The sequence below is a fragment of the Tsukamurella strandjordii genome (assembly GCF_039525985.1).
Lineage (GTDB): Bacteria > Actinomycetota > Actinomycetes > Mycobacteriales > Mycobacteriaceae > Tsukamurella > Tsukamurella strandjordii.
In genome coordinates this window covers 364055-382658 of sequence record NZ_BAAAII010000004.1, presented here as the reverse complement: position 1 = coordinate 382658, position 18604 = coordinate 364055, and the positions used below count along the sequence as shown (strand labels likewise).

18 protein-coding genes are annotated in these 18604 nt (G+C 70.8%); 7 read left to right on the top strand and 11 right to left on the bottom strand.

Annotated features, from left to right (window positions below; translation table 11 throughout):
• Window positions 1-9 precede the first annotated feature (9 nt).
• On the top strand, window positions 10-711 hold the full coding sequence (locus ABD108_RS07780; protein ID WP_220657857.1) for an MspA family porin: 702 nt from the start codon (window positions 10-12) through the stop codon (window positions 709-711).
• Here ABD108_RS07780 and ABD108_RS07775 read toward each other — a convergent pair.
• Genes ABD108_RS07775 through ABD108_RS07755 form a run of 5 tightly spaced genes read right to left on the bottom strand, consistent with a single transcriptional unit; the run spans window position 708 to window position 4971 of the window.
• Window positions 708-1382, bottom strand: a complete 675-nt coding sequence (locus ABD108_RS07775; RefSeq protein ID WP_343929966.1) for a nucleoside/nucleotide kinase family protein — start codon at window positions 1380-1382, stop codon at window positions 708-710. The two genes, ABD108_RS07780 and ABD108_RS07775, sit on opposite strands and share 4 nt — an antisense overlap.
• Complete coding sequence (locus ABD108_RS07770) at window positions 1379-2236, bottom strand: PfkB family carbohydrate kinase (protein ID WP_220657855.1); 858 nt, start codon at window positions 2234-2236, stop codon at window positions 1379-1381. Before ABD108_RS07770 ends, ABD108_RS07775 begins: the two co-directional genes overlap by 4 nt.
• Complete coding sequence (locus ABD108_RS07765; RefSeq protein WP_220657854.1) at window positions 2226-3008, bottom strand: ATP-binding cassette domain-containing protein; 783 nt, start codon at window positions 3006-3008, stop codon at window positions 2226-2228. Before ABD108_RS07765 ends, ABD108_RS07770 begins: the two co-directional genes overlap by 11 nt.
• Window positions 3005-3994, bottom strand: a complete 990-nt coding sequence (locus ABD108_RS07760; RefSeq protein ID WP_220657853.1) for an ABC transporter permease — start codon at window positions 3992-3994, stop codon at window positions 3005-3007. Before ABD108_RS07760 ends, ABD108_RS07765 begins: the two co-directional genes overlap by 4 nt.
• Window positions 3961-4971, bottom strand: a complete 1011-nt coding sequence (locus ABD108_RS07755; RefSeq protein ID WP_343929965.1) for a substrate-binding domain-containing protein — start codon at window positions 4969-4971, stop codon at window positions 3961-3963. The genes ABD108_RS07760 and ABD108_RS07755 overlap by 34 nt, the downstream gene beginning before the upstream one ends.
• A gap of 139 nt (window positions 4972-5110) precedes the next feature.
• Between ABD108_RS07755 and ABD108_RS07750 the strand changes: the two genes are divergently transcribed.
• Window positions 5111-6130, top strand: coding sequence for a LacI family DNA-binding transcriptional regulator (locus tag ABD108_RS07750; RefSeq protein ID WP_220657851.1), 1020 nt, complete (start codon window positions 5111-5113; stop codon window positions 6128-6130).
• A 113-nt stretch (window positions 6131-6243) separates the two neighbouring features.
• Complete coding sequence (locus tag ABD108_RS07745) at window positions 6244-6885, top strand: heme-binding beta-barrel domain-containing protein (RefSeq protein WP_220657850.1); 642 nt, start codon at window positions 6244-6246, stop codon at window positions 6883-6885.
• Here the strand turns inward: ABD108_RS07745 and ABD108_RS07740 are convergent.
• Window positions 6873-7850, bottom strand: coding sequence for an alpha/beta fold hydrolase (locus tag ABD108_RS07740; protein WP_343929964.1), 978 nt, complete (start codon window positions 7848-7850; stop codon window positions 6873-6875). The genes ABD108_RS07745 and ABD108_RS07740 overlap by 13 nt on opposite strands.
• Window positions 7851-7920: 70 nt before the next feature.
• On the opposite strand from ABD108_RS07740, the gene ABD108_RS07735 reads away from it, so the two are divergent.
• The 3 genes from ABD108_RS07735 (at window position 7921) to ABD108_RS07725 (ending at window position 11216) form a co-directional block, all read left to right on the top strand.
• Window positions 7921-8457, top strand: a complete 537-nt coding sequence (locus tag ABD108_RS07735; protein ID WP_343929963.1) for a TetR/AcrR family transcriptional regulator — start codon at window positions 7921-7923, stop codon at window positions 8455-8457.
• Window positions 8458-8680: 223 nt separating this feature from the next.
• Window positions 8681-9991, top strand: coding sequence for a condensation domain-containing protein (locus ABD108_RS07730; RefSeq protein ID WP_343929962.1), 1311 nt, complete (start codon window positions 8681-8683; stop codon window positions 9989-9991).
• A gap of 31 nt (window positions 9992-10022) precedes the next feature.
• On the top strand, window positions 10023-11216 hold the full coding sequence (locus tag ABD108_RS07725) for a lipase family protein (RefSeq protein ID WP_343929961.1): 1194 nt from the start codon (window positions 10023-10025) through the stop codon (window positions 11214-11216).
• 204 nt (window positions 11217-11420) lie between these two features.
• Here the strand turns inward: ABD108_RS07725 and ABD108_RS07720 are convergent, their stop codons facing one another.
• A complete protein-coding gene (locus ABD108_RS07720) occupies window positions 11421-12131 on the bottom strand; it encodes a DUF899 family protein (RefSeq protein ID WP_343929960.1) in 711 nt (236 codons plus the stop codon).
• A gap of 80 nt (window positions 12132-12211) precedes the next feature.
• Between ABD108_RS07720 and ABD108_RS07715 the strand changes: the two genes are divergently transcribed.
• A complete protein-coding gene (locus tag ABD108_RS07715) occupies window positions 12212-12787 on the top strand; it encodes a TetR/AcrR family transcriptional regulator (protein ID WP_305111142.1) in 576 nt (191 codons plus the stop codon).
• Between the two features lie 27 nt (window positions 12788-12814).
• Here ABD108_RS07715 and cydC read toward each other — a convergent pair whose 3' ends face one another.
• Genes cydC through ABD108_RS07695 form a run of 4 tightly spaced genes read right to left on the bottom strand, consistent with a single transcriptional unit; the run spans window position 12815 to window position 18591 of the window.
• A complete protein-coding gene (gene cydC / locus ABD108_RS07710; RefSeq protein ID WP_343929959.1) occupies window positions 12815-14410 on the bottom strand; it encodes a thiol reductant ABC exporter subunit CydC in 1596 nt (531 codons plus the stop codon).
• Window positions 14403-16058 carry a thiol reductant ABC exporter subunit CydD gene (cydD, locus tag ABD108_RS07705; RefSeq protein WP_343929958.1) on the bottom strand — a complete coding sequence of 552 codons (1656 nt, stop codon included), beginning with the start codon at window positions 16056-16058 and terminating at the stop codon, window positions 14403-14405. Before cydD ends, cydC begins: the two co-directional genes overlap by 8 nt.
• Window positions 16051-17088 carry a cytochrome d ubiquinol oxidase subunit II gene (cydB, locus tag ABD108_RS07700; RefSeq protein WP_343929957.1) on the bottom strand — a complete coding sequence of 346 codons (1038 nt, stop codon included), beginning with the start codon at window positions 17086-17088 and terminating at the stop codon, window positions 16051-16053. The genes cydD and cydB overlap by 8 nt, the downstream gene beginning before the upstream one ends.
• Before the next feature lie 9 nt (window positions 17089-17097).
• Window positions 17098-18591, bottom strand: coding sequence for a cytochrome ubiquinol oxidase subunit I (locus tag ABD108_RS07695; RefSeq protein ID WP_305111146.1), 1494 nt, complete (start codon window positions 18589-18591; stop codon window positions 17098-17100).
• Between the last annotated feature and the right edge of the window lie 13 nt (window positions 18592-18604).

Below are 18604 nucleotides of genomic sequence, written 5' to 3'. Positions count from 1 at the left end.
CGAACAATCATGCGTCGAATCAAGATCGGTATGGCAGCTGCGGCCGTCGCGGCCTGCGCCGTCTCGGTGATGTCGGTGGGGCCCGCCTCCGCTCAGATCACCCCGCAGAACCCGTCGGGCCCCGTCAAGGGTGGCAAGCAGACGATCTCGTCGTCGGAGGGCGTCGCGGGTCAGATCTCACTGTTCGACCTCAAGGCGAAGCTGTTCCCGCCGCTCGCGGGCGATAACAAGTCGCGCCTGGCCTATGTCGACGGCAAGGCCGAGGGCACCATCACCCAGGCGCCGGGCGAGATCCAGGCGGCCACCGTCGAGGTGGGCTACGTGGTGGCCTGCGGCGTCAAGGACGGCGGCTTCGAGTCGTGGATCGGTTCCAACCAGTCCATCAGCGGCGGCGTGGGCGCCGTGGGCGCCATGGGCGGCCTGATCCCCGCCGGTGCGCTCGGCGGCGGCGTCGGCGGCACCCTGGGCCTGAGCCAGAACCAGGTCATCAAGACCGCACCGGGTGGCATCGTCTATCTCCCGGTGGGCACCAAGACGATTCAGAAGCCGAAGGTCGGCGAGAGCTTCGGCGTGCGCTTCGGTGAGAAGCGCGTGAGCATCGAGGGCTGCATCGGCAGCGTCGACGCCGTCGCCTACTCCACCCTCACGGTCTCCTCGCGGAATTTCGACGATATGAAGACCGTGTACAGCGAGGTCATGCGCTTCGCCTAGTCCGTGCGGAGTCCCCGGGAGGCCGGAGTGCGATCGTCGCGCTCCGGCCTCTCGTCGGTCATCGTCACGATCCGGTCGGCGCGGGCCGCGGTCGCCTCGATGAACACCGCATTGGTCTCATCGGTGCCCAGCGCACGGGCGCGCGCCTCGTCGATCGATCGACCGAATCGCCTGTGCCGCGCGATGAGCCGCTCCCGGCGCAGGTCCGGATCGATCGCGAGGAACCACACCTCGTCGATCGCCGCCCGCGCCGTGGGCCACGCGCCGGTGTCCGCGAGCAGGTAGTTCCCCTCGGTCACCACGAGTGGGACCCCGGGTGCCACCTCCACGGCGCCCGCAATCGACGCCTCGAGGCCGCGATCGAACCGGGGCGCGTACACCGTGGCGTCCGCGGCCCGCAGCCGGTGCAGCAGGTGGGCGAAGCCGGAATCGTCGAAGGTGTCGATGGCCCCCTTGCGTTCCCAGCTGCCGTGCGCGCGCAGTACGGGATCGTCGAGGTGGTATCCGTCCATCGGCACCAGTACCGCGTCGGCGCCCAGCGCCGCCACGAGCAGTTCCGCCAGTGTGGACTTGCCCGATGCCGGTGCGCCGGTGATACCCAGCACGGAGCGTCCCGGGCGGGCCGCCAGGGCGCGGGCGTCATCGACGAGCGCCTCGAACGAGTCCGTCATCGTGTCCCCCTCACCGTCTGCAGCCATGCCCGCACGCCCGGGTGGCGGCACTTGTCCGAGGCCCGGGCCGCCGCGGAGCGCAGCGCCTCCGGCACCGGCGTCCCACGGGCGATCTCGAACGCGTAGGCGCCGTGCAGCACGTCGCCGGCGCCGAGCGTATCGACCACGGCCACGGACGGCACGTCGACGGTGCCCGGCGCACCGTCGAGCAGGTAGCGGATCGGGCCGCCACCATCGGAGACGGCGACCATCCGTGGGCCCGGGAAGGGTTCGGGCGCCTGGAAATCCGCCGAACAGATCACATGCGTGGCGCTCGGCAGCAGCTCGGCGAACACCGGCCGCCACCGGCCGGCGTCGATCACGGTGGGTGCGCCGGCGGCCAGCGCCGCGGACAGGGCGGCGCGGGCCGCGTCCGGACCGTGCCCGTCGAGCAGCACGACATCGCACCCGGTGGCGTCGATCGGCGGGACCGCGGCGGGGTACCCGGAGCCGTCGTAGGAGACGATCTGCCGATCGCCCGATCCGGCGTGCACGGTGATCGCGGAGACCGGCGGCTCGAAGCCCGTGGGCGCCAGGTCGATCAGCTGCACACCGCACCGCGTCAGATCGTCGCGGATCAGGCGGCCGAGCGGACCGTCGCCCACCGGGGCGGCGAGCACCGCGGCCCCGCCGAGCGCGGCGAAGGTGGCGGCCGCGTTGAGCGCCGGCCCGCCGCCCGCGACGTCCTGCCGGGTGGCGGTGACCTTCGCGTTGGGGCGGGGCAGCTCGTCGACCCGCTGGATCACATCGACGGTGGCGAGCCCCACGAACAGTCCGCGCGGCGCGCCGGGTGGACGGGCGAGGTCAGGCCCCACCCGCTGCCTCCACGTCGGTCGGTTCCAGCGCGCCGGTCATCAGCGCCACGACATCGGCCATCGACCGCTGCTTCGGATCGACCACGGCGGCCCGCCGCCCCAGCCGGTGCACGTGGATGCGATCGGCCACCTCGAAGACGTGCGGCATGTCGTGGCTGATCAGGATCACCGGGGTGCCGCGGTCGCGGATCTCCCGGATGAGGTCGATCACCTGGCCCGATTCGCGTACGCCGAGTGCGGCGGTCGGCTCGTCCATGATGATCACCTTCTTGCCGAAGGCAGCCGCCCGGACCACCGCCACGCCCTGCCGCTGCCCACCGGAGAGGGTCTCGACCGCCTGTGTCGGTGACTTGATCCCGATCTTGAGGTCGGCGAGGTGCTGCGCCGCCGCATCGCGCATGGCCTTGCGGTCGAGCTGGCGGAAGACGCTGCCGAGCACACCGGGTTTGCGGATCTCCCTGCCCAGGTACACGTTCGCCGCGATGTCCAGCGCGGGGATCACGGCCAGATCCTGGTACACGGTCTCGATCCCCGCGTTGCGCGCATCGAGCGTGCTGCGGAAGTGCACCGGCCGGCCGTCGAGCAGGATCTCGCCCTCGTTCGGCACCAGCGCCCCGGACAGGGCCTTGATCAGGCTGGACTTGCCGGCGCCGTTGTCGCCGATCACCGCCAGCACCTCGCCCGCGCGGAGCTCGAAATCGGCGCCCGCGATGGCCTGCACCTGACCGTAGTTCTTCACCAGGCCGCGCGCCTGCAGCACCGGCGCGCTCATTGCAGCCTCCGTCGTGAGAGCTGGTCCAGCGCAACGGCTGCGATCACCAGGACGCCGGTCGCGATGTTCTGGTACAGGTTGTCGATCCCCACCAGGGTGAGGCCGTTGCGCAGCACGCCCACGATGAGCGCGCCCACCAGGGTGCCGAGGATGGCTCCCCGGCCGCCGAACAGGCTGGTGCCGCCGATCACCACGGCGGTGATGGTGTCGAGGTTCGCGGTCTGGAAGGCGTTCGGATCGGCGGTGGGGATGCGCCCCAAGGCCGCCCACGCGGCGATCGCCGCGATCACGCCGGAAACCAGGTACACGCCGAAGATCGTCTTCGAGGTCTTGATACCGGCCAGCGATGCCGAGACCGGATTCCCGCCCACGGCGTAGATGTGCCGGCCGGTGGCGGTGCGGTTGAGCACGTACCAGGCGGCCGCGTACACCGCGAGCAGTACCACCAACCCCACGGTGAGGGGGAATCCGAAGACGTCGAAGGAGGTTCCGAGCGCGGTGAGCGGACCGTCGGCCACCCGATAGGTCTGCGAACCGGCGTAGAGCTGGGTGGCGGCCGCGACGATGGTGAACATGCCCAGCGTCACGATGAAGGGCGGCAGTTTGAGCAGCGTCACCAGTGCCCCGTTCACCGCGCCGATCAGCATGCACACCGCCAGGGCGATCACCATGGCGAGCACGGGGTCGGTACCGGCCAGCTTGGCCAGGATCACCGTTCCCAGCACGCACGTGGCGCCGATCGACAGGTCGATCCCCGCGGTGAGGATGATCAGGGACTGCGCCACGGCCAGGATCCCGATCACCATGGACTGCTGCAGGATCAGCGAGATGTTGTAGCCCGTCGCGAAGCGCGGCGTGAGGATGAAGAAGATCACGCACGCCACGATCAGGGCGGCGAGCGGCCCGGCGAGCGGCTCGCGCAGGGTGCGGGCCAGGGTGAGGCGGGACAGGCTCACGCCTGGCCCCAGCAGTTCTGGGCGCCCCACGCGGTGTCCTTGGATTCCACGCCGGCCACCGGCTTATCGGTCACCAGCTGCGAGCCGGTGTTGACGAAGCCGGTGGGCTTGGTGCCGTCCTTGGCGAAGGCGACTACGGCGTCCACGCCCTGTTCGGCCATCTTCGCGGGGAACTGCAGCACGGTGGCGCCGATGATGCCCTTCTTCACGTTGTCGACGCCGGTGCAGCTGCCGTCGATGGACCCCACGGTGAGCTGCTCGGCCTTGCCCGCCTTCTTCGCGGCCTCGTAGCCGCCGGCCGCGGCGGGTTCGTTGATCGTGTACAGCGCGTTGGCATCCGGGACGCGCTGCAGGAGGTTCTCCATCGCCGTCTGCGCCTTGGTCTGGTCGCCGTTGGTGTTCTCCTTACCCACCACCTCGGGGCTGTTCTCGGCGAGCCCGATGCCCTGCAGGAAGCCCTGGTGCCGGTAGTCGGAGACGCTGCTGCCCGCGGTCCCGTCGAGCATGAGCAGCTTCGGCGGCTTCCCGGCGAGCGCGCCCTTGACCCAGGCGCCCTGGAGGCGGCCCGCCTCCCGGTTGTCGGTGGCGAAGGTGGCGTCCACGGCGTCCGCGGGCTCGGTGGCGGTGTCCAGTGCGATCACCACGACGCCGGCATCGCGGGCCTTCTTGATGGCGGCGAGGATGCCGGTGGACGAGTTGGGGGTGATCAGGATGCCCTTCGCGCCCTGGCTCACCAGGTTCTCGATGGCGGCCACCTGGCCCTCGTTGTCACCGTCGAACTTGCCGGCGAGGGCCACGAGGTTCGCGCCCTTGGCGTCGGCCTGCGCCTTCGCCGCCTCGCGGATCTTCACGAAGAAGGGATTGGTGTCGGTCTTCGTGATGAGACCCACCGTGACCCCGCCGCCCGACGAGCCGCCGCCGTCGCGGTTGCAGGCGGCCACCGAGGTGAGACCGAGGGTGAGGGCGCAGCACATCGCTGCCACGCGGACGCTCTTGCGGCTGGACATGGGAACTCCGTTCGACGGTTCTTCGTGTGTCGTGGGTCACACGAGGGTTCTGATGCCGGACGCTATACCCGCCGATCAATCCCGCGCAAGGGTTTGCGCAAACGCTTGCGCGGGTCCGGCACTGGTGCACAATCGAGTCATGGGGACCATGGCCGACGTCGCCGCGGCGGCGGGCGTTTCGATCAGCACGGTCTCGCACGTGATCAACGAGACCCGGCGGGTCGACCCGCGCACCCGCGAGGCCGTGCTGGCCGCGATCGGGTCCACCGGCTACCGCCGCAACGCGCTCGCGACGGCGCTCGCCACCTCACGGTCCGGCGTTCTGGCGCTGAGCATCTCGGCCGGGCGCAATCCGTACTTCGGGCCGCTGATGCGCGCCATCGAATCCCGCGCCACCGAGCTGGGATACACGCTCATGATGGGCGATTCGCACGACGACCCCGTGATCGAGAACCGGCTCGTGGAATCGCTGCTCGATCGCCGCGTGGACGGGGTGATCCTCGCGCCCGCACCGCGGTCGGAGCGGGAGACCATCCCCACGGTCCGCCGCAGCGGTACCCCGATCGTGCTGATCGACCGGCTCTCGCCCGCCGACGTCGACCAGGTGGCCTCCGAGGGCGCCGAGCCGGTGGCGCGGCTCACCGCCCACCTCGCGGAGCTCGGCCACCGGCGCATCGGGGTGCTCACCGGGCACCCGGGCATCCAATCGACGGTGGAGCGGATCGAGGGCTTCACCGCGGCGATGGCGCGAGCCGGGCTGCGTGCCGCGCCCCGGCACGTGCGCTGCGGCGATTCCCGTGCGGACGAGGCGCGCGCGCAGACCCTGGCGATGTTCCGCGCGCGGGGGCCGCGCCCCACCGCCCTGGTGGTGCTCAACAACGAGATGACGGTGGGCACGATGCGCGCCCTGCGCGAGCTCGACCTGCGCGTGCCGCACGACGTCGCGCTCGTCGCCTACGACGATTTCGAATGGTCGGACCTGTTCTCCCCCGGCCTGACCGCCGCCGCGCAGAACGTGGACGCGATCGGCCGCCGGGCCGTGGACCTGCTGGTGGAGCGGATCGACGGCTTCGACGGGCCGCGCAGGGTCGAGCGGGTGCCCACTGAGTTCCATCACCGGGACTCATGCGGATGTGAGCGCACGAGCGCCGGGGTTTAGTATCGAGCCATGGTCATCTTCTTCGAGATCCTGATGGCGGTGGCATCGGTCGCGATCTTCGCGTTCGCCATCTTCGTGATCTTCCGCGTCCTCACCGACGGCCAGTAATCGCCGTGAGTGACGAGCAGCAGCCCGAGGCGGTCCCCGGCGCTGGTCAGGAGGCGCTCGACGCTGCGATCGAGCGCGCCGAGACCACCTCGTCGCGGAACATCCCAAACCTGCCCGGCCTCCCGCTGGCGGATAACACCGCCAACCTGCGCCAGGGCCCCGATCTGCACCCCGGCCTGCTCGGCCTGCTGCCCCTGGTGGGCATCTGGCGCGGCGAGGGCGAGGGCCACGACGCCGCGGGCGACTACCACTACGGCCAGCAGATCATCGTGAGCCACGACGGCCAGAACTACCTGTCCTGGGAGTCGCGCTCGTGGAAGCTCGACGACAAGGGCGAGTTCTCGGAGCCCGACCTGCGCGAGTCCGGCTTCTGGCGGATCGGCGAGGACGACGAGATCGAGTTCCTCGTGACGCACGCCAGCGGTATCGTCGAGCTGTACTACGGCAAGCCGGTCTCGCAGACCGCGTGGGAGCTCGAGTCCGACGTGGTGATCCGCAGCAAGTCCTCGCCGCTGGCCGGCGCCGCGAAGCGGCTGTACGGCCTGGTCGAGCAGGGCGGCGCGCTCGCCTACGTCGAGGAGCGCGTGGACGCCGACGGGGAGCTCATCCCCCGGCTCTCGGCGAAACTGGGCCGCTACGCGGGCTGATCCGCACGGGCGGCCAGCCGCTCGAACTCCGCCTGCAGCTCGTCCGGATACTGCATCGGCAGTGAGTGGTTCCCCTCCGGCCATACCCTGACCGTCGCATTCGGCAGGGTCCGCGCCGTGCGGGCGGCGGCGTCCGCATCGGTGACCGCACTGCGCGCGCCGAGCCCCACGAAGACCGGCATCGCGAGCCGCGCGAGTGCCGCCGTGTCCAGTTGCACGGGCGTCGGCAGGGCCGCGCGGTACCCGGCCGCGCCGGCGTCGATCATCGCGCCGATCGCACTCGCGCTCGCCTCACCGTCGTCCGCGCCACCGATCGTCTCGAGCCCCTTGCGGCGCCACGATCCGGGGAGGAAGGGCAGGGCGGAGGGCAGCGTGGCGACGTACATCTGCCATTGCAGGCCGGCGAACACCAGCACGGGCTCCCACAGGGTCAGGCTCGCGACCCGGTGCGGGTGGTGCTCGGCGAGGTTCGCCGCGGTCCAGCCGCCGAAGGAGTGCCCGATCAGGTGCGCCCGGGCGATCCCGAGCGCGGTCAGCGTCTCGTCGAGCCACGCGGCCTGATCGTCGGGGCCTTCCAGCGGACGGTCCTGCACGCTCATTCCGGCATCGCCGAGCGCATCGATCGCGTACACCTCCCGATCGCCGAGCCGGCGCAGCGTATCGGCCCACATCGGCACTCCCGAGGACCGGCCGGGAATGAGGACCACCGGCGCGGTTCCGGGCCTCGGCGCTCCGAACCGGTAGGCGCGCACGATGCCGAATGCCGTTCGCACGTCCCGCGTCTCGGCCGGCGTCGGTAGTGCGGCGAAGGCGCGGTCGTACTGCGCCAGGTAGGCCGTGCGCGCTGCGGCGGAACGCCAGTATCCGACGGGGCTCGGGTCCCGCACCAGATAGGCGCCGATGGCGGTCGTGACGGCGGCCGCGGCGAGTCCGGCGGCCACCGTGCGGCGGATGCGCTGTCCCATGACGAACCTCTTTCCAATGCACTCGCATCGTAACAGTGTTGCGATGCGAGCGCATTGCTACGATCGGCGCATGCCGAAGCGGGTGGATCACGCGGAACGTCGCGCCGAGATCGATGCGCTCGTGTGGGCGATCATCGCCGAGGAGGGCATCGCCGCCGTCACGCTGCGGTCGATCGCGGCCCGCGGCGGCTTCTCGATGGGCCGGGTCCAGCACTACTTCCCCACGCGCGAGGCGATCATCGCGCACGCGCTCACATCCTTCCTCGCCCTCGCCGAGCAGGCCCACCCCATCCCCGACGACCGGAATGAGGCCCTGCTCGTCCTGCTCACCCACGCACTCCCGCACGACGGATCGCAGCCGCTCGGAGCCAAGGTCTGGTACGCCTACCTCGCCGAATCGATCACCGATCCGCAGATCGCCGAGATCGTCGGCGCAGCACTGCGCGGCAGCGAGGACCTCGCGACCGAGCTGCTCGACGGGGACCGCACCCGCGCCCGATTCCTGCTCGCCGCCGCCGACGGGTTCGCCTACCGAGCCCTGGCCGGCCTCATGACACCCGAGGCCGCCGAGGCGGCGATCCGCGAGCTCGTCGAAGCCCACCCTTGAACGCACCGTCAATCGGAGAACATCCACTAACTTCGAAGACCGTGATATGTCCCGATTAAGACCGTTTCTCTTGTGAACTATCGCACACGGACGGCCCCCTGGAGTGCGTCTCGAAGACGGCAGTCTCACACTCTGAAACATGATGTCCGGTCTGACACAGCAATGGGATTGCGCGTTGGGTGAATGGGTGGTGTGGGCTCCGAGCCGCCGTTCACGAGAGGCTATGAATGCGGCCGCACTGACCGATGGCGAACCGTCATTCATTCAGGAGGACCACCTCCGGAGCGGCACCGACGAGGAGCAGTCGATCCAGCGGCTCGTCTACGTCACCTTCACCATGAACGATGTCTACGACGAGGCCGTGATGGAGCGCGCGTTCACCGAATACGCACGCCGGCACAGCTCGTATCACGCGCAGTACGTCAAGTGCGACTGCGGCTATCGCGCCCGGTACATCGAGCCCGAGCAGATGGAGCTCGAGGTGGTCGCGAACTCGGAGTCGAACGGGCCCGGCGTCACGGCGAAGGACTACCTGCAGTCCGGCCTGCCCGGCCTCGACGAATGGTCGTCCTTCGCCTTCGGGGTCACGGGGATCGAGTCGGCGCGCGCGGATTCCGCGGCTCCGCAGTTCACGGTGCTCATCGCCGCGGATCACCTGTTCACCGATGCGATCTCCTTGTCGATCTCGTTCTACGAGTTGGTGTCCCGGTACTCCGCCTTGCGAGCGGGCCGGGAGTACGTCTCGCCGCCGGTGCGCTCGTATCGCGACTTCAGCGATGAGCAGCGGGCGCGGGCGCGGGAACTGAGCCCCGACCATCCGGAGGTCACCCGGTGGCGCGAGATCGTACGCCGGGCCGGCGGGATGCCGCGGTTCCCGCTCCCGCTCGGTGTCGAGCCCGGTCGCGGCGCGGCGCCGCAGATCGCGGTGGAGACGGCCTTCCTCGATCCGGACCGGGTCGCGGCCTTCGCGGCGGCCGCGAAGCGCTGTGGCGGCGCGATGGGCAGTGCCCTGCTGGCCGTGCAGGCGGAACTCGAACGCGAGCTCACCGGCAGTGATCTGTTCACCATGATGGCGCCGCGCTCGCACCGCCCGGATCCGACCGATCTGATGGCGGTGGGCTGGTACATCACCCTGGTCCCGGTGCAGTTCTCGACGGAAGGCGACTTCCCGACCCTCGTGCGCGCGGCGCATCAGGCACTGGCCACTGCGCGCGAACTCGAACGGCTTCCCGTGTTCCCGGTGATCGACGTTCTTCGCGATGATCCGGAATTCCCGGTGGAACACGGATTCGATGCCCCGATGCTTTCCTACATCGATATCACGCGCACTCCGGGAGCGGAATTGGCGCGCAGTCACGATGTCTCCATCTTCGCCAATGCCACCCCGATGCGCGAGGTGTACATGTGGATCAATCGCGATGCCGGAGGTCTCGATTTCCGCGCGATGTATCCGGGGAACCCGACGGCGGAGTCGTCGGTGCAGACCTACTTCACACTACTCCGGGATCGCCTCGGCGAGCTCTCGAACGCCTGACCCGGGCGGAGAACGCGCGTAAACTTATGGGATGGCAAGACGCGATGCCGTCCGGGGTGCCCGTCTCTTGGCGGCGGTGCTCGCCGTGAGCCTGGTGAGCGCCGCGTGCGCCGGGCCGGGTGCGCCGCCACCGGCCACCAGCACCTCCTCGGCACCCGCCCCGGGGGCGCTGCTGGAGCAGCGTCCCCTCACGGGAATCGACCCGACCACGCTGTCGGCGGGGTCGATGACCTACCTGCGCTACCGCTCGACCGCGCCGTCGGGCGGCCCGGTCGAGGTGTCCGGCGCGGTCTTCCTCCCGGTCGGAAGCCCACCGGAGGGCGGCTGGCCGGTCGCGGCCTTCGGCCATGGCACCTCGGGCGTCGCGAACACCTGCGCGCCCACCGCGTCGCCGGATCTGTTCGGCTCCGCTCCCGTCGTCGCGCAGCTGCTGGCGCGGGGCACCGCCGTGGTGATGACGAACTACCAGGGGCTGGACGGGCCGGGGCAGGCCCCGTACGGCGACGCCCTCTCGTCGGGATACGACCTGCTCGATTCCGTACGCGCGGCCCGCGCGACTGGACTCCCGCTGGCGGGGCGGACGGTGCTGGTCGGGGTCTCCCAGGGCGGGCGGGCCACCGAATCCGCCGCGGAGTCGGCACCGGAGTACGCGCCCGAGCTCGACCTGCGCGGGTCGGTGCTCCTCTCCCCCGGGCTGATCACGAGGTTCGCCGAGGCGGTGTCCGCCGGAACACTGAATGCGCCGGAGCAGTACCTGGTGCTCCCCTATCTGGTGGCGGGCGGGCGCTCCGTGAACCCCGGCTTCGGGTACGACCAGGTGCTGCGGGGTGACCTGCTGAGCGCGGCGCCGCGGCTCGCCGCCCAGTGCACCGGTCAGACCGGTCCGGCGGACCTCGCGATGGCGGCCGCCGCGCGCCCGGCCGATGCCGCTTTCGCCTCGCCCGATGCGGAGCGCTTCTTCCGCGAGCGCGAGCAGCGCACGAACCTGCCGCGCACCAAGCATGCGCTGCCCACCTACATCGGGCGCGGCGATAACGACCGGCTGGTGTCGACTTCGTGGACCGCCGAGGGCGTGGCCGCGATGTGCGCACTGGGCACGCCGGTGCAGGACGTGGTGGTGCCCGGGGGCCACGACGCGCCGGGGGCCATCGCCGATCGGTGGCTGGGCTGGATCGCGGACCTGCTCGGCCCGCAGCCGGCCTTCACTGCGACCTGTCCGGGGTGAGGGTACGGAAAACCCCTCCGGGCGTGAACCTCACGCGCCGAAGGGGTTTCCGTCATCTCAGGTGGGTGGCCGCCTAGCGGTCAGCCACCTCCTTGATCCTGAAATTCACCATTTCTCGGATCACCTCCTTTCCGTTGACGTCTCCGACGGTACGCCCGCGCGAAACCCTCGGCAACGGAATTTATCGAAGGATGTAACCGCAGGTCAGGACCCGTTCTCGCCGTACCAGCCGGCGATCTGCTTCGACGAGGCCCAGCGGGAGTAGGTGGGCGCCTGCGGCCACCCCTCGGGCGCGTCCTGCCACTCCTCCTGGCGGCCGTAGGGCAGCACGTCGAGTAGGCCGAAGGTGTAGGAGAGCTGCTCGGCACCGCGGCTGAAGGTCTGCCACACGTGGTACACCGTGTCGCCGTCGCGGATGAAGGTGTTGTAGGCGAAGCCCCCGCCGGGCCCCGCGCCCACCTCGGTGCCGAAATCCGAACCGGCGGTGGAGTACCAGGTCATCGTGTTCCCCACACGCTTCTTGTAGGCGAGGACCTCGTCCATCGGCCCGTTGGTGATCACCACCATCCGCGCGTCCCAGTTGTCCAGGAACTCGGTGCGCGCGTATTGCGAAGTGACGCCGGTACATCCGGGGCACTGCCACTCGTTCCCGTCGGTCCACATGTGGTGGTAGGTCACCAGTTGGCTGTGGCCGTCGAAGACCTCGGCCAGGGTCACCTCGGAACCGTCCTCGGCGATGAGCCGGTACTCCGGAAGCTGCACGGCGGGCAGCTGGCGCCGTTGCGCGGCGATGGCGTCGAGCTCGCGCGTCGCCGCCTTCTCCCGGATGCGCAACGTGTCGATCTCGGCCTGCCAGGTCTCCCGGTCGACGACCGGCGGAACGGCGGTGGCGGTAGTGGTGGACGTGGTGCTCATGGCGGACTCCTTGAAATGTTCACAGCGTACACATCTGTTATGTTCACACCGTACACTTCAGAGTCGGGAGGCACAAGGGGATGGCGTATCACCACGGAGATCTGGCGTCGGCACTGGTGGAGGCGGGTCTCGAGGTCACCCGCACCGGCGGACCGTCGGCCCTGACCATCCGTGAGGTGACCCGCCGCGTGGGCGTGAGCCCGAACGCCGCCTACCGGCATTTCCCCGACCGCCTGGCACTGCTGCGCGCGGTGAGCGCCGCGATCGAGGACCGCATGGCCGGGGCGATGGATGCGATCGGCGCGGGCGCCGGCCCCGTCGAACGCCTGCGCGCCGTGGGCCTGGGCTACATCGCCTTCGCGCTCGCCGAACCGGGCTGGTTCTCGGTGTGCTTCTTCGGCGACGAGGCCCCCACCCCCGATTCACTCGCCGAGATCGCGCCCTACGCCGCGCTCTCCGATGCGCTCGACCTCATGGTGCACGCCGGCCTGCTCCGCCCCGAGGACCGGCGATCCGCCACCTGGACCTGCTGGTCGATGGTGCACGGCTTCGCCGAGATGGCACTGCGCGGTCCGCTGCACCACCTCCCCGGCGATCAGCAATGGCCACTGGCCGAGGCCGCCGTCGACGCCTGCATCCGCGGCATCACGGCCTGACCGCTCACGAATTCGGGCTCAGCGCGCCTACGCGGGCAGATCTTCCCGTGTCGCGGCGCTGCGCCTCACATCGTGAACACGCACCCCGGCGGGTGGCGCCGCATGCCCCGCGACCACCACAGTGCGACCGGGGAAAAGCCCCGCCGGATCGAGGATCTCCCGCAGCAGCCGCGCCGCGTCGGCGCGGTCGAGGTGCTCGGTGGGCTCGTCCAGCAGCACGACGGGCGCCGTACTCACCAGCGCCCGGGCCAGCAGCAGGCGGCGGCGTTGCCCGCCGGACAGTGAGTCCGCGCCCTGCTCCAGCGGCGTCCGCACACCGTCGGGCAGGCCTTCGATCCACTCCCCCAGGCCCACCGCCCGCAGCGCGAGCCGCACCTCCTCGTCGCTCACATCGCCCCGCGCCACCCGGCAGTTCTCCGCGATCGAGGTGGCGAAGACGTGGGCGTCCTCACCGAAGAAGGCCACGGCCGCAGGGAGATCGGCGTAGTCGGCGGCGGGCCGTCCGTCCACGAGTACCTCGCCGCCGCGGCCGTCCAGCCCGGCGAGCGCGAGCAACAGGGTGGTCTTCCCCGCCCCGGACTCGCCGCGCACCGCCAGCCGCTCGCCCGGCGCGAGGGCGATATCGCCCAGCCGCAGGCTCGGGTGAGACGGTGCCGACGCGGTCCCGACGGGCACCGCGGGCAGGGTCAGCAGGGGCGCGAGGCGCGAGGCGGCATCGGCCGAGCGCACGTACTGGCGGGCGGCGTCGGGCAGCGGGGCGAGGGCTTCGAAGGCGCTGAGCGGCAACAGCACCAGGATCCCCAGCGTGGTGGGATCGGCGTGCCCCGCGCGGCCGAAGGCCAGCAGCAGCGCGGCGATCGCCGCGACACCGACGGCGAGCGGCAGCGCGGCATCGGCCAGCGCGCCGATCCGCGCGGACCGATCGACGGCGGACCGTCGGGCTGCCTCGGCGGCATCGGCCCGGTTCCGCACCTCGTCGAGGCGTCCGGCCACGGCGAGCTCCCCCGCGTGATCGAGCACCGCGGACGCGGCGGCACCGAAGTCCTCACTCCCGGCGGCCTCGGCGCGGGCGCGGTCCCCGCTCGCGCGGACCACGAGCCGGGGTGCGAGCACGCCCGCCACCACCAGGCACACCGCCAGCACCGCCCCGGCCGCCGGATCGACGAACCACATCCACGCCACGCCGGCCGCGGAGACGGTCGCGGCGACAGCGGCGGGAATCAGCGTGCGCACCAGCACGTCACCCACCGCGTCGACATCGGCGCCCGTCCGCGCGAGCAGCTCACCATCGGTGCGCCGCAGGGTGTCCGCGGGCGCCGCCGCGGCGAGCCGGGTGTACAGCGCCACCCGCAGTTCCGTCAGCCCCGACAGCGCCAACCGGTGCGTCGCGAGGCGTTCCACGTAGCGCATGAGGCCGCGGGTGATGCCCAGCGCCCGCACCGCGGTCACCGCGAGCGAGAGTGTGAGCACGGGCGGCATCGTCCACGCCTTGGTGATCAACCAGGCCGACAGTCCGGCGAGCGCCAGCGCGCTGCCGGCGGTGAGCACGCCCGCTCCCACCGCACCGGCCACCGCGATCGGGCGAACGCGCAGCGCGCGCAGGCACACGAGGAGATCACGCACGGCGCACCTCCAGCACCTGATCGGCGGCGGCGAGCACCTGCTGATCGTGCCCGACGATCACCACCAGCGCGCCGTCCTGGGCGCGGGCCCGCAGCGCCGCCAGTACCCGCTGTGCCAGCGCGGCATCGAGGTGGGCGGTGGGCTCGTCGAAGAGCAGCACTTCGCGGCCGAGCGCGAGGGTACGGGCGAGCGCGAGGCGCTGCCGCTGCCCGGCGGACAGTCCCACGCCACCGGTGCCCACGGGTCGCTGCCACCCGGCCTCGTCGACCACCTCGTCCAGGCCGGTCTCCGCGACGACGCCCGGCACCGTCTCCGGATCGGGGGCGCCGAGCAACGTGAAATTGTGTGCCAGCGTTCCCGGTTCGAGGTACGGGTGCTGTGGGCACCAGGCCACGCGGTCCCACCAGGCGGGCCCGCCGGCCAGAGGCGCACCGTCGACGGTCACGGTCCCGCCGTCGGCCGCGGTGAGTCCGGCGAGCACGGTCAGCAGGGTCGATTTTCCGGTGCCGTTGGGCCCGGTCAGCACGGTGACGGTGCCGGGGCGCAGCCGCGCCGAGAAGTCCGACGGTGCCGCCCCGTCGCGTCCGTGCACGGTGACGCCCCGCAGCTCGATGATCCCGGGCGCGGCGGTGCCCCGGCCGGTGACGGGCGAAGGATCGTCGAGCAGCGCGAAGACGCGCGAGGTGGCCTCGAGTCCCTGCTCGGCGGCATGGAACTGCGCACCGACCGAGCGCAGCGGCCGGTACACCTCGGGCGCCAGGATCAGGGCGAAGACGCCGGGCAGCAGATCCATATCGCCGAAGACGAGCCGCAGGCCGATGCTCACCGCGACGAGCGCCACGCACAGGGTGGCGAGCAGTTCGAGCGCCATCGAGGAGAGGAAGGCGATGCGCAGGGCGCCCATGGTCTCGGTGGCGTTGCGGTCGCCGAGGTCGCGCACCGCGCGCTCGGGTCCGCGCTGGCGGCCCAGGGCGCGCAGCGTGGGAAGCCCCGCCACCAGATCGAGCGGTCGCGCCGAGAGCCGGGCCATGGCCTCGAGCCGGCGCCGGGTGCGCTCGCGCGTGAGCAGGCCGATCAACACCATGAAGATCGGCAGCAGCGGCAGGGTGCCCAGTGCGATGGCCCCGGAGATCGGGTCGGCGAGGAAGATCACGAGAACCAGTGCCGGGGTGGCGATCACGCTGAGCGCGAGCGCCGGGAGGTAGCCGGTGAGGTAGGGCGGCAGCTCGTCCAGGCCGCGAGTGAGCGCGGTCCGCAGCTCCTCGCGGTCCGTGCCCCCGGGCAGCCGGCCGGGACCGATCGCACCCAGCGCGGCGGAGCGCAGCTGGGAGACCGTGCGGTCTGCGGCGCGCCGTTCGATCCGACCGCGCAGGTACGCCGCCAGCACGCGCACCGCCGCCGCCACCGCGGCCACGATCAGCGGACTCCGCAGGTCCGCCATGGGTACCGCGCCGCTCACCAGGCGGGCGAGCACCGTCGCCGTGCCGTAGGCGAGCGCGATCAGCGCGAGCGTCTCCACCACCCCGCACGCCACCACCGTCGCCAGGAGCCCGCGGGAGGCCCGCGCGTACCGCAGCAGTCGCGGGTCCACGGGGCCCCGCGGAGCGGTGGCCGTCGGATCCGCGGCGGGAGCGGCGGTGTCAGACACGAGGACTGAGGCCGATCGAGGGCGGAATCTGCTCGGCGGAGATGCGCTTGCGGAAGACCCAGTAGGTCCAGGCCTGGTAGATCATCACCATCGGCAGCAGCACGATGGTGCACCAGGACATCACCACCAGGGTGTAGTGCGAGGAGGCGGCGTCGGCGATGCTGATCGACCGCGCGGGGTCGGTGGCGTTGAGGACGTTCGGCGCCAGCGAGCCGAACATCAGCACGCTCACCGCGGCCACCACGGCACAGGTCGACAGGAACGCCGCCAGCTCCTTGCCTCCGCGGATCAGCAGGCCGGCGGCCACCAGCCCGGCGGCGGCCACCGCCACGGCGGCCCAGGTCCAGCCCTTGCCGTGGGCGAGCTGCGTCCACACGGCGAAGCCGGCGCCGATCACCGTGACCGGCAACCACATCCGGCCGGCGATCCTGCGGGCGTCGTGGCGGACGGTGCCGTCGGACTTGAGCGCTACGAAGATCGCGCCGTGCAGCAGGAACAGGCCGAGCAGGGCGAGTCCGCCGAGCAGGCCGTAGGGGTTGAGCAGGTCCCAGACCTCGGAGGTCATCCGTCCGCGTTCGTCGATGTCCACCCCGGCGAGGATGTTCGCGAACACCAGGCCCCAGGCGAAGGCGGGGATCCAGGAGCCCAGGCCGATGCCGAAATCGGCCCAGCCGCGCCAGCGCGGATCGTTGATCTTGCCGCGCCACTCGATCGAGCACACCCGGGTGATCAGGCCCACCAGGATCGCGAGCAGCACCAGGTAGAAGCCGGAGAAGACGGTGGCGTACCACACCGGGAAGGCCGCGAACATGGCCGCGCCGGCGGTGATCAGCCACACCTCGTTGCCGTCCCAGACGGGGCCGATGGTGTTGAGCAGCACCCGTCGCCGGGTGTCGTAGTCCGCGGGGTGGCGACGCTTGTCGCCCATGATCGGCATCAGCATGCCCACGCCGAAGTCGAAGCCCTCCAGCACGAAGTAGCCGGTGAAGAGGAAGGCGATGGCGAGGAACCAGTAATCGGGGAGAGTCATGTCCGGCTCCTAGTACGCGAAGGAGAGCTGGTCCGAGGGCTTACCCGCGCCGGGTGGCGCACCGTCGGGATCGTCACCGTCCGGCCCGTCCGCGGGGGCGTCGTCCGGGTTGTGCAGGTGCGGTCCCTCGATCACGTAGCGGCGCAGCAGCGCGAACCACAGCAGGTACAGCACGCCGTAGACGGCGGCGAAGGTCACCAGGGAGAAGGCCATCATGGCCGTCGAATGGCCGGAGACCGCCTCGGCGACGGTGAGCCGGATGGTCTGATCGCCGTTCGGGTTCGGCACCACCACCCAGGGTTGGCGGCCCATCTCGGTGAACACCCAGCCCGAGGTGTTCGCCAGGAAGGGCGTGGGCAGGGCTATCAGGCAGATCCTGCTGAACCATCGCTGGTCCGGGATCCGTCCACGGCGGGTGACCCACAGGCCGGCCAGCGCCAGCACGCCCGAGCCGATCGACCAGCCCATCATGGCGCGGAACGCCCAGTACGAGACGAACAGGTTGGGGCGGTAGTCGCCGGGGCCGAACTTCTCGACGGCCTCGGCCTGCAGTTCGGTGACGCCCTTGAGGGTGGAGTTGGGATCACCGTTGGCCAGGAACGAGGTGAGGTACGGGACCGAGAGCACGTGCTGCACGGATTCGCAGTCGTTGTGGGTGCCGATCGTGAGCAGCGAGAAGCTGGCTCCGGTCTCGGTGTGGCACAGCGATTCCGCCGAGGCCATCTTCATCGGCTGCTGCTCGAACATCAGCTTGGCCTGGGCATCGCCGGTGATGGCGAGTCCCACGGCCGATACCAGCATCACGCCGAGGCCGAACCGGGTGAGCGGGCGGAACATCTGCGCGAGCTCCAGTGCATCGGGGTCGCCGCGGCGCATACCGCGCACCATCCACCAGCCGCCGATCGCGGCCACGAAGGTGCCGGCGGTGAGCCACGCACCGAAGACGGTGTGCGGGAAGGCCGCCAGTGTGGTCGAGTTGGTGAGCACCTCCCAGATGCTGGTGAGCTCTGCCCGCTTGGTCTCCGGGTTGTAGGTGGCGCCCACCGGGTGCTGCATCCACGAGTTGGCGGCCACGATGAAGTAGGCGGAGGCGTTCACGCCCAGGGCCACCAGCCAGATGCAGCCCAGGTGAACGAGTTTCGGCAGCCGCGTCCAGCCGAAGATCCACAGGCCGAGGAAGGTGGACTCCATGAAGAAGGCCACCAGGCCCTCCAGGGCGAGCGGGGCGCCGAAGACGTCGCCCACGAACTTGCTGTACTCGCTCCAGGCCATGCCGAATTGGAACTCCTGGACGATGCCGGTGGCCACGCCCAGGGCGAAGTTGATGAGGAAGAGCTTGCCGAAGAAGTTCGTGCCGCGCAGCCAGGCCTTCTTACCGGTCACCAACCACAGCGTCTGCATCGTCGCGACCATCGGCGCCAGGCCGATGGTCAGCGGCACCAGGATGAAGTGCATCACCGTGGTCATGCCGAACTGCCAGCGGGCGATCTCCAGTGCGGTCATGCTTCGCTCCCTG

What these genes read in the sequence shown, in the direction of transcription:
- ABD108_RS07780 (WP_220657857.1), top strand. Translation starts at nt 10, where the DNA reads ATGCGTCGAATCAAGATCGGTATGGCAGCTGCGGCCGTCGCGGCCTGC.
- ABD108_RS07765 (WP_220657854.1), bottom strand. Translation starts at nt 3,008, where the DNA reads ATGAGCGCGCCGGTGCTGCAGGCGCGCGGCCTGGTGAAGAACTACGGT.
- ABD108_RS07730 (WP_343929962.1), top strand. Translation starts at nt 8,681, where the DNA reads ATGAATGCGGCCGCACTGACCGATGGCGAACCGTCATTCATTCAGGAG.
- ABD108_RS07715 (WP_305111142.1), top strand. Translation starts at nt 12,212, where the DNA reads ATGGCGTATCACCACGGAGATCTGGCGTCGGCACTGGTGGAGGCGGGT.
- ABD108_RS07775 (WP_343929966.1), bottom strand. Translation starts at nt 1,382, where the DNA reads ATGACGGACTCGTTCGAGGCGCTCGTCGATGACGCCCGCGCCCTGGCG.
- ABD108_RS07740 (WP_343929964.1), bottom strand. Translation starts at nt 7,850, where the DNA reads ATGGGACAGCGCATCCGCCGCACGGTGGCCGCCGGACTCGCCGCGGCC.
- ABD108_RS07735 (WP_343929963.1), top strand. Translation starts at nt 7,921, where the DNA reads ATGCCGAAGCGGGTGGATCACGCGGAACGTCGCGCCGAGATCGATGCG.
- ABD108_RS07750 (WP_220657851.1), top strand. Translation starts at nt 5,111, where the DNA reads ATGGGGACCATGGCCGACGTCGCCGCGGCGGCGGGCGTTTCGATCAGC.
- ABD108_RS07720 (WP_343929960.1), bottom strand. Translation starts at nt 12,131, where the DNA reads ATGAGCACCACGTCCACCACTACCGCCACCGCCGTTCCGCCGGTCGTC.
- ABD108_RS07695 (WP_305111146.1), bottom strand. Translation starts at nt 18,591, where the DNA reads ATGACCGCACTGGAGATCGCCCGCTGGCAGTTCGGCATGACCACGGTG.
- ABD108_RS07725 (WP_343929961.1), top strand. Translation starts at nt 10,023, where the DNA reads ATGGCAAGACGCGATGCCGTCCGGGGTGCCCGTCTCTTGGCGGCGGTG.
- cydB (WP_343929957.1), bottom strand. Translation starts at nt 17,088, where the DNA reads ATGACTCTCCCCGATTACTGGTTCCTCGCCATCGCCTTCCTCTTCACC.
- ABD108_RS07755 (WP_343929965.1), bottom strand. Translation starts at nt 4,971, where the DNA reads ATGTCCAGCCGCAAGAGCGTCCGCGTGGCAGCGATGTGCTGCGCCCTC.